This is a genomic window from Jiangella anatolica (assembly GCF_003236295.1).
Classification (GTDB): Bacteria; Actinomycetota; Actinomycetes; order Jiangellales; family Jiangellaceae; genus Jiangella; species Jiangella anatolica.
Window position 1 is genome coordinate 122,102 of record NZ_POTW01000004.1, and the last position, 11,782, is coordinate 133,883.

General features: G+C 72.3%; 11 protein-coding genes. 7 read left to right on the top strand and 4 right to left on the bottom strand.

Annotated elements, in window-relative coordinates; all coding sequences use genetic code 11:
* Window positions 1-116: 116 nt before the first annotated feature.
* The 6 genes from C1I92_RS02880 to C1I92_RS02905 all read left to right on the top strand — a co-directional run bounded on the left by C1I92_RS02880 (window position 117) and on the right by C1I92_RS02905 (window position 6,832).
* Window positions 117-1,178, top strand: a complete 1,062-nt coding sequence (locus C1I92_RS02880) for an alpha/beta hydrolase-fold protein (RefSeq protein ID WP_158563935.1) — start codon at window positions 117-119, stop codon at window positions 1,176-1,178.
* A 6-nt stretch (window positions 1,179-1,184) separates the two neighbouring features.
* On the top strand, window positions 1,185-2,942 hold the full coding sequence (locus tag C1I92_RS02885) for an ABC transporter transmembrane domain-containing protein (protein WP_199520898.1): 1,758 nt from the start codon (window positions 1,185-1,187) through the stop codon (window positions 2,940-2,942).
* Window positions 2,943-2,947: 5 nt separating this feature from the next.
* Window positions 2,948-4,690 carry an ABC transporter ATP-binding protein gene (locus tag C1I92_RS02890; protein WP_111253147.1) on the top strand — a complete coding sequence of 581 codons (1,743 nt, stop codon included), beginning with the start codon at window positions 2,948-2,950 and terminating at the stop codon, window positions 4,688-4,690.
* A gap of 136 nt (window positions 4,691-4,826) precedes the next feature.
* The gene (locus tag C1I92_RS02895; protein ID WP_111253148.1) at window positions 4,827-5,234 is read left to right on the top strand and encodes a nuclear transport factor 2 family protein; all 408 of its coding nucleotides are present in this window, start codon (window positions 4,827-4,829) and stop codon (window positions 5,232-5,234) included.
* Window positions 5,235-5,308: 74 nt separating this feature from the next.
* Complete coding sequence (locus C1I92_RS02900; protein ID WP_111253149.1) at window positions 5,309-5,878, top strand: TetR/AcrR family transcriptional regulator; 570 nt, start codon at window positions 5,309-5,311, stop codon at window positions 5,876-5,878.
* Between the two features lie 135 nt (window positions 5,879-6,013).
* Window positions 6,014-6,832: an oxidoreductase gene (locus tag C1I92_RS02905; protein ID WP_111253150.1), complete on the top strand. Its 819-nt coding sequence runs from the start codon at window positions 6,014-6,016 to the stop codon at window positions 6,830-6,832.
* Window positions 6,833-7,509: 677 nt separating this feature from the next.
* Here the strand turns inward: C1I92_RS02905 and C1I92_RS02915 are convergent.
* Window positions 7,510-7,947, bottom strand: coding sequence for an Hsp20/alpha crystallin family protein (locus C1I92_RS02915; protein WP_111253152.1), 438 nt, complete (start codon window positions 7,945-7,947; stop codon window positions 7,510-7,512).
* A gap of 118 nt (window positions 7,948-8,065) precedes the next feature.
* Here C1I92_RS02915 and C1I92_RS02920 point away from each other — a divergent pair, with 118 nt between their 5' ends.
* Window positions 8,066-8,692, top strand: a complete 627-nt coding sequence (locus C1I92_RS02920; RefSeq protein ID WP_199520900.1) for a type III effector protein — start codon at window positions 8,066-8,068, stop codon at window positions 8,690-8,692.
* Between the two features lie 13 nt (window positions 8,693-8,705).
* On the opposite strand, the gene C1I92_RS02925 is transcribed toward C1I92_RS02920, so the two are convergent.
* The 3 genes from C1I92_RS02925 to C1I92_RS02935 form a co-directional block, all read right to left on the bottom strand.
* Window positions 8,706-10,259, bottom strand: coding sequence for a bifunctional AfsR/SARP family transcriptional regulator/alpha/beta hydrolase (locus C1I92_RS02925; protein ID WP_111253153.1), 1,554 nt, complete (start codon window positions 10,257-10,259; stop codon window positions 8,706-8,708).
* Window positions 10,260-10,277: 18 nt separating this feature from the next.
* Window positions 10,278-10,907, bottom strand: a complete 630-nt coding sequence (locus C1I92_RS02930) for a class I SAM-dependent methyltransferase (protein WP_199520901.1) — start codon at window positions 10,905-10,907, stop codon at window positions 10,278-10,280.
* A 17-nt stretch (window positions 10,908-10,924) separates the two neighbouring features.
* Window positions 10,925-11,782: alpha/beta fold hydrolase (locus C1I92_RS02935; protein ID WP_146605001.1), on the bottom strand; the 858-nt coding region annotated here is incomplete at its 5' end.

Genomic DNA, 11,782 nt, shown 5'->3' on the forward strand with positions numbered 1-11,782 from the left:
CCAATCCGTGTGTCGAGAAACTGTCCGCCGGCGAGTGGAGTCCTGAAAGGTTCAGACGGCACCTCGAGGAGACGCGTGCTCCGCTCGTCGAACGGGTCACTCCGGGCGAGGTGGAGGTGACCTTCGTCGATGAGCCCGGGGACGACACGACGGTCACACTCTCGGTTGTCATCGGCCCCAACATCGGCTTCAACCCGATGGGCACTGAGTTCACCTCGGTGCCGGGAACGCCGTTTCGCATCCTCACTTTGCGGATGCGTTCCGACCTGCGCTTTTCGTATGTGTTCACACGATGTGGGCCCATGGCCGACGAGGAACAGATTCCGGACCCGTTCAATCCGCCACCGAAGTTCGCTGAGTGCGCGGTGGAGAGGTTCTCCGGGGCCTCCGTGGCAGTGCTGCCCGATGCGGTGCCGTTGCCCTGGCTCGAACAGGCCGAAGCGCGACCGGCCCCGGCCATGGAGTCGGCCGTGCTGGCCAGCGAGCTCCTGGGCAACGAACGCCGCATCTGGGTCTCGATGCCCCGTGGCGAGTTCTCGGAGGAGACCGCACTGCCCTTCGTGATCCACCTGGACGGGACGCCGGAGCACAGCGCGCCGAGCGTTCGTGATGCCCTTGTCCAAGCCGGACTGATCCGGCCCTGTGCGGTGGTCCTCGTCGATCAGCTCGGATTGCAGCGCTACCAAGAGCTGCTCTGCAATCCGGCGTTCTCCCAGATGCTGGTCGACGAGTTGCTGCCGTGGCTCCACCACCGATATCCGCTCTCGCGCGACCCCGGCGACGTAGCGCTGGCCGGTGAGAGCTTCGGCGGTCTGTGTGCCGGGTGGACTGCGCTGCATCACCCGACGACGTTCGGCAATGCCATCATCCAGTCACCTTCGTGCGGGTACCACCCTGACCTCAGAGGGGGCAGCGGGGCAGGTGAACTGCTGCGCAGCACTCCCATACCGACACTGATCGCCGACTACCTGGCCGCGGAACCGGCACCCATCCGCATCTTCCACGATGTCGGCGAGCTGGAAAGCTCGAACACCCACAGCCGCTGGCTGAACCACGTGCTCACCGGGAAGGGATACGACACCCACTACCGAGAGTTCGCCGGCGGACACGACTACGCATGGTGGCGAGGACTCTTCGCCGATGCCCTGCGCTGGTGGTTGCCGCCCATGGCGGAGTGACGCGCGATGCCCACAGAACTCACGGACGCCGCGGGCTGCTCGGATGCCGACCCGGCGGGGCTGGGCCGGGGACCTCTGACGCGCCGGCTGCCCGTGCTTCTGCATGCCCCCGCCCAACCGCCCGAGGCGGGGCCGTTCGAGGCCGCGGCGGGGATCACGCCAGGTCGATTCCTGCTGCGCGTGATCCTCTCGGTGAAGCGGGTCACCGTTCCCGCGATGCTGCTGGCGATCGTGTGGCAGGTGGGCGAGTCGGCGGTCCCCGTGGTGATGGGTGTCGCGATCGACCGCGCGCTGGCGACCGGCGACACGGCGCAGCTGGTGCTGTGGCTCGGCGTGCTGGTGGCCCTCTACATCGTGTTGACGGTGGCGGCGAAGCTCGCGAATCGGCTGACCGCGTATGCGGTGCAGCTGCTGCAGCACCGGCTCCGCAGCACCCTCTCGACCGGCGTGCTGCATCCGGCCGGCGGTGCGGCCCGGGCGCCGGACGGCAGCGTCGTCTCCGTGATGACCAGCGACGTCGCCCGCCTCGCCAACGCGGGGATCCTGGTGATCCTGCCGATCTCGAGGATCGCGGCCATCGGGTTCATCGCGGTGTCGCTGCTGGCGACGCACTGGCTGCTCGGGCTTGTGGTGCTGGTGGGAGCGCCCGTCGCGGTGTGGTCGATGGGCGTGCTCAGCCGGCGCCTTTCCCAGGACACCCGCGAGTACCAGGGGCTACTGGCTTCCACCGTCGGGCGGGCCACGGATCTGGTCGCCGGATACCGGGTGGTCAAGGGGTTGCGCGCGGAGGCCGAGGCGACCAGGCGGTACCGGGAGGCAAGCCAGGAGACCCTCGTCGGAGCCAAGCGCAACGCGGGACTGCTGGGGAGGTTCCTCGTGGGCTCGGGTGCGGTCACTGGCGCGTTCGTCGCCGCGGTGATGGGGCTGGCGGGCTGGTTCGCCGTGGATGGTCAGCTGAGCGTCGGCGGGCTGATCGCCGCCGTCGGCCTCACCCAGGCACTGCTGCCGCAGATCCAGTCGATCGCGAACGCGTCCATCCCCAACCTCGCCGGAGGCCTCGCCTCGTCCGCGCGCGTCATCGACGTGCTGCGGGGCGCCGACAGCGGGAACCGCGGACCCGACGACGCAGCATGCGATGAGGTCGCGCCGCTGCCGGTGCTGGAGGTGTTCGCGCCCGGTGCGACGATCCGGGTGGAGCCCGGAGAGCTCGTGGCGGTCCGCGCCGACGACCGGACCGCCGCCCGCATCGCCGCGACGCTGCTGGACCCGCGAGCCGGCGGCGAGGTCGAGGTGCGGCTCGACGGGCGCGCGGCGCGGGAGCTGACGGCGGATGAGTACCGCTCCCGGGTCACGGTCGCGCCGCACCGGGCCACCCTGTTCAGCGGCACGATCCGCGACAACCTCACCGTCAGGGGCGGCGGGCCCGAGAGGGTGGAGGCCGCGGTGCGGGCCGCGGCGTGCGACGACTTCGCCGCCGATCTCGACGTCCCGGTCGGCGAGGGCGGCAACCGTCTCTCTGGCGGCCAACGCCAGCGGGTCGCTCTCGCCCGCGCCCTCGCGAGCGACGCGCCGGTGCTCGTGCTGCACGACCCGACCACGGCGGTGGACTCGGTCACCGAGCACGCGATCGCGGGGCGGCTGCGCGGCGTCCGTGCCGGCCGTTCGACGCTGCTGATCGCATCGTCGCCGGTGCTGCTCGGCTGCTGCGACCGCGTCGTCGACGTCCTCGCGGACGCGCCGGTGGGCGAAGGGGCGGCGCGGTGACCGGGATGGGAGCGACCGAGCACGGGCTGCCGGTCACGGGCGGCAGGGAGACGGCCAGTGAGGTCTGGCGGCTCAGCCGCGGGTACCGGCTCAGGCTCGCCGCTGTCGGGCTGCTCGGGATCGTCAGCACCGGTGTCGACCTGATCCCGCCGGTGGCGATCGGATTCCTCGTCGACCGGGTGCAGACGGGTACCGCGGACCTCGGCACCGTGCTCACGGTCACGGCCGTCATGGCGCTCTCGGCCCTTCTCGGCGCGGCGGGCACCGCGGTGACGATCGTGCTTGCCACGCGGGTCTACCACACCATCCTCGCCACGCTGCGTGAGCGGCTCGTGGGCCGCGCCATGACGCTCCCGCAGCACCGCGTCGAACGCGCCGGGACAGGGGACTTGATCTCCCGGTCCAGCGACGACGTCACCGCCGTGGCCGATGCCGCCCCCGCGGTGATCCCGGTGCTCACCGTCACCGCGTTCACGATCGTCGTGTCGCTGGGAGGGCTCGCGGCGCTGGACTGGCCCTATGCGGCCGCCTTCGCCGTCGTGCTGCCCGTCTACGCGCTCGCCATGCGGTGGTATCTACGGACCGGGCCGCGGGTGTACCGCGCCGAGCGTGCCGCGATGAGTGCGCGTGCCCAGCAGCTCCTCGAGTCCCAGCGCGGCTACGCCACCGTGCTCGGCTTCGGGCTCGCCGACCAGCGTCATCGCGCCGTGATGACGAACTCCTGGAGCGTCGCTGTGCAGGCGCTGCGGGCACGCACCGTGCAGAGCATGCTCAACGCCCGGCTCAACCTCGGCGAATGCCTGAGCCTGGCCGCCGTGCTCGTCGTCGGATTCGTCCTCATCGACCACGGGGCCTCGACCGTCGGCGGCGCCACGACCGCCATGCTGCTCGTGCTGCGCCTGCTGGGACCGGTCAACCAGCTGCTGTTCGTCATCGACACCCTCCAGTCGGCCCTCGCATCGCTGAGCCGCATGATCGGCGTCGTCACGATCCCGGCCGCGGACGCGGCCGACGCGTCGACGACGCCGTCAGACCTGGCTACCGCCGTCCGGCTCCGCGAGGTCGCGTTCCGCTACGGCGACGGCCCGCCCGTGCTCGACGACATCGGCCTCGACATCCCGGCTGGTCAGCACCTCGCGGTCGTCGGGCCGTCCGGAGCCGGAAAGACCACGCTCGCCGCCGTGATCGCAGGCGTTCACCGGCCCGACGCCGGGACCGTGACACGTCCCCGCCGCACCGCGGTCATCACCCAGGAAGTACACGTGTTCGCCGGGACGCTGCGAGACAACCTCACGCTCGCCGCCCCCGACGCCACCGACCGCGACCTCCGCGCCGCGCTCGACACCACCGGCGCCGCCGACCTGCTCGACCAGTTGGCGGACGCCCTCGACACGGTGGTCGGCGCCGGCGGACATCCGCTCACCGAGGCACAGGCGCAACAGCTCGCCCTCGCCCGCCTGCTCCTCGCCGACCCGGAGCTGGCGATCCTCGACGAAGCCACCGCCGAGGCCGGGTCCGCCCACGCCGAGCAGCTGGATCGCGCCTCGGAGGCGGTCCTGGCCGGCCGGACCGGCATCGTGATCGCTCACCGGCTCTCCCAAGCCGCCACGTGTGACCGGATCGTGGTCATGGACGCCGGCCGCGTGATCGAGACCGGCACCCATGACGAACTCATCGCCGCCGGCGGCACCTACGCCCGGCTGTGGGCGGTGTGGCAGGCCGGGCAACACACCAGCACGATCAGGTGAGCTCGGTCGTCAGATGCGGCATCGATGAGTCCTCCGGCCGGACGAGGTCATAACCCGCAGCTCGTACCGGCGGGCTCAGAGCGAGCTCAGCCGGACCCCCGCAGGGGGACAGAACGAACGATGGAGGGACCGCACGATGACCGACGACCACGAGCAGATCCGGGCACTGATCACGCGCTGGGCCACGGCCGTACACGCGGGCGACCTGGACACCGTCCTGGCCGATCATGCCGACGACATCGTGATGTTCGACGTGCCGCCCCCGTACGAGGGCGTTCGCGGCATCGACGCCTATCGCGACGCCTGGCCGCCGTTCTTCGAATGGCAGGCGCAGGGAGCCGTGTTCGAGGTGGAGACGCTCGACGTGGTGGCCGGCGCGGAGGTCGCATACGCGTTCGCGCTGCTGCGATGCGGTACGCCGGACGAGCTCGCCGGCAACCCGGCGAACCGGCTGCGGCTGACGCTCGGGCTGCGCAAGGAGCAGGCCCGCTGGGTGGTCGCGCACGAACACCACTCCTTCCCCGACCTGTCCGGAGCGTCCTGACCTCGGCAGGCTCGGCGGCACCGGTCGTAAACCGATCGGTTTTCATCGGCAGGGAATCGAGTTACCCTCGCACCGTGACGACGACGGCGAAGCAAAGTCCCCGGGACCGGCTGCTGGAGGCGGCGGCGACGCTCACCTACCGAGACGGTGTGGGCATCGGCGTCGAGGCGCTGTGCAAGGCGGCGGGTGTGTCCAAGCGCTCCATGTACCAACTGTTCGAGAGCAAGGACGAACTGCTCGCGGCGAGCCTCGAGGATCAGGCCGCCGCCTACGTGGCGGCGGTGCTGCCTGCGGCGGACGACGACCGTTCGCCCCGCGAGCGGATCCAGCAGGTCTTCGCGGCAGTGGAACTGCAGGCGGGTGCGCCCGAGTTCCGAGGCTGTCGCTACCTGGCTGTGCAGATCGAACTGAAGGACCGGAGTCACCCTGCGAGCCAGGTCGCACACCGGATCAAGGAGGGGCTCACGGACTTCTTCCGTGCCGAGGCCGAGCGAGGTGGGGTGAGCGATCCCGACTTGCTGGCCCGTCAGCTGATGCTGGTCTTCGATGGCGCCAGTGCCCGCGCGGGGATCGGCGCCGACGATCTGACGGGGCTCATCGCGCCCACTGTGGCGGCCCTCCTCGATGCGGCAGGCATGCGCTGACGCATCGCCGTCCTGCCCTCGGGTGCGAACTCGGCCCGGGATCGGCTCCTGCTCGAGCTTGCGCGCGGAAACCGATCGGTTTACAGTGAGGGGCGATTGGAAACCGATCGGTTTCCGAGACGAGCTGGGAGTGCCATGATGACGACGAATCGGCCGGTGGCCCTGGTGACGGGCGCGTCATCCGGCATCGGGAAGGAGACCGCGCGGGCGCTGGTCGCAGCCGGTTTCGAGGTGGCCGGCACAGGTCGCGACACCGCGCGCCTCACGCCGCTCGACGGTGTCACGTTCCTCGACCTCGACGTGGCCAGTGACGCGTCGGTCACCGCCGCGGTCCAGCAGGTGATCGAGCGGTTCGGGCGGATCGACGTCCTGGTCAACAACGCCGGCATCGGCTCGACGGGTGCGGCCGAGGAGACCTCCGTCGCCCGGGCCCAGGGCGTCTTCGACACCAACGTCTTCGGGGTCATGCGCATGGTGCAGGCCGTCCTGCCGCACATGCGCGCCCAGGGACGCGGGCGCATCGTCAACGTCTCCTCCGTGCTGGGGTTCTTGCCCGCGCCCTACATGGCCGTCTACGGGGCGTCCAAACATGCGATCGAGGGCTACTCCCAGTCGCTGGATCACGAGGTCCGCGAGTACGGCATCCGGTCGCTGCTCGTGGAACCCGGCTACACCAGGACCGGATTCGAGGCCAACAGCGCCAGGCCCGACACGCACCTGCCGGTCTACGACAGGCAGCGGGGCGTCTCCGACCGCCTGGTGACGCAAGCGATCAGGGACGGCGACGACCCCGCCGTCGTCGCCGAGGTGATCGTCTCAGCGGCAACCGACGCCAAGCCGAGGCTGCGCTACACCGCGGGCCCCCTGGCTGGACGGGCCAGCGTCCTGCACCGCCTGGCCCCCGCCGGGATCTTCGACAAGCAGATTCGCAAACTCAACCAGTTGACCGGCTGACACCCGACCCGCCACCCGCGCGGCGTCTGATTCCGCGAGCCGACGCCGGCGAGTTCGTTCAGTGGCGTCGGCGCCCGTGGCGACCCCGGTGGACGGCGCCGGGGGAGATGGCGACCAGAGCGTGCCTGCGCAGTCTGCGCATCACCACCGCGCTCGTCGCGCGCAATCCCCTGGGCGCGGCCGGCCGGGCATGGCGCACGGTTCTCGCTGTGGGCTGCTGCTCGATCCAGCCCGGTGTGCCGTCGTTCTCGATCACCGTCACGCTCCCCGATACCCGGACCCGGAACGCACCCGGGTCACGTGTGAGCTCATCAATACCCGCCTCGACGCCTCTCACACGGCGGGCTCTCGCCGCCGGTGCGGGTGCGGTCGTCACGGCCCGTGACGACCGCACCCGCGGAGGCCCAGGGGCGGGGGCCGTGGCCGCGGGCCGGTATGCCGCCGCCGTGGAACGGCGCCGATCGGCGCCCGAGCCCGGGGCCGCGCAGGTGTCCACGGTCGCGGGCGGGACGCCGCGGCGGTGCCGGCCGCGCCGAGCGCGTCCGCACCGAAACCGGCGCCGACGAGCGCGTCGAACTCCGCCCGTAGCCACGCGTCCTCGGCATAGACGATGGCGGCGAACTCGCGGTCCCAGTCACGTGTCGACGGCAGCGTCATGGTTGGTCACCCCGGCCGGGTCAGGCGTCGATCTCCTTGCGGTCCTGCACTGCGTCGATGGCGATCTTGCGCGGCTTCGCGGCCTCGCTGATCGGAATGCGCAGCGTCAGGACCCCGGCGTCGTAGCCGGCCCGGATGCGTTCGGTGTCGAGCGTGTCGCCCAGGAACAGCTGGCGGGAGAACACGCCCAGCGGACGTTCCGAGACCTGCATCTCGACCTCGTCGGCTCGGTGCGGCCGGCGCTCGGCCCGCACCGTGAGGACGTTGCGCTCGACGTCGAGCTCGATCGAGTCCGGCGACACGCCAGGCAGGTCGAACTCGACCACGAACTCCTCACCCGAGCGGTAGGCGTCCATCGGCATGACCGCCGGGCGAGACCACGTCCCGGGCGAGGCGGCGCCGAACATGTGCTGAGCCAGCCGGTCGAACTCACGGAACGGATCGGTGCGCATCAACATACGTCAACACCTCCCGAAGCTCTCGACTACGGATGTCAACGCGCAGAACTCAGGATAGGATGTCATCACAACGATGACAAGCGAAGCTGTCATTGAATTGACGACCAAAGGTGGGCGCGTGGACGACACATCCGTCGAGGCGGCGATCGCCGGCCTCATGGCCCGGCTCGCCGACCTGGGCCGGGCCGTCGAACCCCGCGCCGACGGCGCCGACCGCGCCCAGCTGCTCGGCGCCCTCGAGGTCCTGCGAGAGATCCGCGAGCGCGTCGCCGGCATCGAGGCGCCCCTGATCGCCGCCGCCCGCGACGCCGGCGCCAGCTGGGCGCAACTGGCGCCCGCGCTCGGCGTCACGAGCCGGCAGGCCGCCGAGCGGCGCTACCTGCGCCTCGATCCCACACCGGGCGGCGCCACCGCCGAGGGACGCGTGCGGGCCGTCCGAGGCAGGCGGGCCGGCCAGCGCGCGGTGACCGCCTGGGCCCGCTCCAACGCCGCCGAGCTGCGCCGCCTCGCCGGCCAGGTCAGCACCACCAGCGGGCTCACCGACGCCGCGCAGAGCCACGCCGACGAGCTCGGCGACGCGCTCGGCGGTGACGACCCGGCGACCCTTCTTCCGCTCCTGGAGACCGCCAGCGAGCACCTCCGCGAGAGCCACCCGGACCTGGCCGATCACATCGACACGCTCACCACCGCGGCCGAGGACCGGCGCGTCGCGGCCACCGCCGACCACCAGGACCGCACGCCATGACGGCGGACCGCGGTCAGGGCTCGAGGAAGTCCAGGATCGCGGTGACCACCGCGGGCAGGTCGGCGGCGTCCGGAAGGTGGTAGGCGCCGTTCAGGGGGATGAGCTGGGCGTGCGGGAGCGCCGTGGCCAGCTCGTGTGCGCCGGCGAAGGGCACGACGCGGTCCTGGGTGTAGTGCAGGACCAGTGCGGGGGCGCTGACCTGGGGCAGGAGGTCGGCGACGTCGATGTGGTAGACGGCTTCGAGGTAGCCGGCGGCCACCTCGCGAGGTGCCGAGTCGCGGAGGACCTGGGCGAGGTGGAAGGCGGCCGCGTCGGAGACGCCGGGGCGGAAGAGGTCGGCCATCAGGCGCGAGCCCATGCCCCAGTGGGCGCGGACCATGTCGACCAGGGTGCGGTTGAGGCCGGTGTGGGTGAACACCGACGGGCCGCTGGCGTACGTGCCGAAGAGGATCAGGCGGTCGACGAGGTCCGGGTGGCGGGCGGCGCAGGCGATCGCCACCGGCCCGGCCTGCGACATGGCCAGCAGGCTGGCCCGGCCGCCGGTCCGGCGGATCACGGCGGCCAGCTCGTCGACGCTGGGGTCCAACCCGTAGTCGGCGGGGACGCCGCCGCGAGACAGGCCGGTGCCGAAGCGGTCGTACACGGTCAGGTGGGTGTGCCCGGCCAGACGCTGCAGCAGCGACGAGCGCGGGTCGCGGCCGGAGGCGGTCACCTCGATGGACGACACCCAGGCGGGCAGCGCGACCAGCGGCGGACCGGCGCCGAGCTCGGCGTAGGCGATCGTCCGGTCACCGGCGGAGGTGTACCGAGCCTGCAGGCCGGCCAGCGGCGGCGGGTCAGCGGCCGGGCCGGGCACCTCCTGCCGGAGGATCTCCAGCTCCAGCCGGCGGATCGGCTCGGACGGCTCCAGGCCGAGCTCGTCGGCCAGGTGGGCCTTGTACGCCTGGTAGCCCTTCAGAGCATCGGCGTGCCGGCCGAGCTCGTACAGCGCGCGCATCTGCAGGGCGCGACCGCGCTCCCGCAGCGGCTGGTCGGCCACGAACGGCTCCAGCGACAGCAGCGCCTCGGCCGCCCGGCCGCACTCCAGCAGCGCGGCGGCCCTGGCCTCGACCGCCGCCAGCCGCGCCTCGGTCAGCCGGATCGCCGCCAGCCGCGCCACGTCGGTGTCGGCGAACCCGGCGAACGCGGCGCCGCGCCACAGCCCGAGGGCCTCGTCGAGCAGGCTGACGGTCCTGGCCGGCGGCGCCTGCCGCGCCCGCTCCACCAGCTCCTCGAACCGGACGGCGTCGACCTCCGGCCCGTCCACCCGCAGCGCGTAGCCGGGAGACCGCGTGACCAGCACGTCCGGGCCGAGCAGCCGGCGCAGCCTGGAGACGAGGTTGTGCAGCGCACTCGCCGGATCGGCGGGCGGCGCCTCATCCCAGACGAGGTCCGCCAGGCGATCGGCGGAGACGACCTCGCCGACCCGGGCCAGCAACGATGCCAGCAGGGCCCGCTGACGGTTGCTGAGCGGAAGCGGCTCGTCCGCGGCGATCGCCTCGACCGACCCGAGCACGCAGAACCTCATGCGGCGCGACGATAGCCGCTAGCGAGTGGCCGTGCCCACGATCTGCGGGTTGATCGGCAGGAACGCCGAGCGCATGCGGTAGCGCTGGACGTCGACGGAGCTGAAGCCGGCGGCGCGGATCGTGCCTTCGGTGTCGCGGCGGACGTCGCAGCCCTCGAACAGCCAGTGCCAGGGCCGGGCGGTCAGCCGTTGCAGCCGTCCGTAGCCGCCGCCGGCGCGGACGTGCTCGAGGAACAGCAGCCGTCCGCCGGGGCGCAGCACCCGCCACACCTCCTCCACGGCCGCGACCGGATCGGGCACCGTGCACAGCACCAGCGTGCTCACCACGGCGTCCGCACTGGCGTCGGGCAGCGCCAGCCGTTCGGCGGTCGCGGTGCGCAGCTCCAGCTCGATGCCGTGGCGGCGGGCGGCGGCCCGCAGCGGGCCGTGCATGTGGACGTTCGGCTCGATCGCCACCAGCTGGGTGCCGGGCCGGTAGTAGCGCAGGTTGGCGCCGGTGCCGGGGCCGATCTCCACGATCTGCTCGGGCAGGTCCGCGAACAGCGCCCGCTTCCGCTCGCCGACGAGCAGGTGGGCATAGCGGTCGACGGCGCGCAGCGTGGCGGCGTTCAGACGGCCCCGGACCGGGTTGCTGATGCGGTGTCTCACCCTCGCCCCCGCCTCGCTCATGCCGCCGCCCCGCCGGTCACGATGCCGGCCGCGAACGCGCCGATCAGCGCGTTCACCTCGGCCGAGCGGGTCACCTGCGGGCAGTGGCCGGCGCCCGGCAGGGAGGTGACGCCGGTGTCCAGCGCCACGGCGAGCGCGTCGGACCACGCCGGCGGCACGACGGCGTCCCGGTCGCCGTGGACCACGAGAACGGGGCAGGAGATCCGCCCCGCCAGCCCGCGCAGCCTGGCGGCCTGGTCGGCGGCCGGCAGCCCCGACCGTGCGGCGATGCCGGCGGCGAGCACCTCCGGTGTGACGTCCAGCGCCATCCGGACGCCGTCCGCGCGGGCCTCGGCCGTGCCCTCGTCGCCCAGGGCCGTGTCGACGAACCACCGGGCGAAGCCGCCGTAGTCACGCCGCCAGGCATGCCGGTTGTAGCGCGCCCACCCGTCCTCGCCCGGCATCGCCCGGTCGAAGGTCGCGATGGAGCGTGCCAGCGGAGCGTCCTCGTCACCGACGAGATCGACCGAAGCGGAGAGCAGCACGAGGCCGGACACCCGGTCCGGGTGGAGCGCGGCGGTCAGGTAGCCCACCAGGCCGCCGAGGGAGTGGCCGACGAGCACGGCCCGGTCCACGCTGGCCGCGTCCAGCACCGCGAGCGTGTCGGCCACCAGCTCGGTGACCTGGTAGTGCACCGGGTCGACCGGCCGGTCCGACCGGCCGCTGCCCCTGGCGTCGTAGGACAGGCAGCGGAACCGCTCGCTCAGCCCGTCGCGCTGCGCCGCCCACAGCCCGCTGTCGGCGATCATCCACGCGGGCAGGAAGAGCAGATCGGGCGAACCCCGTCCGACCTGCTCGTACGCGATCCCCACCCC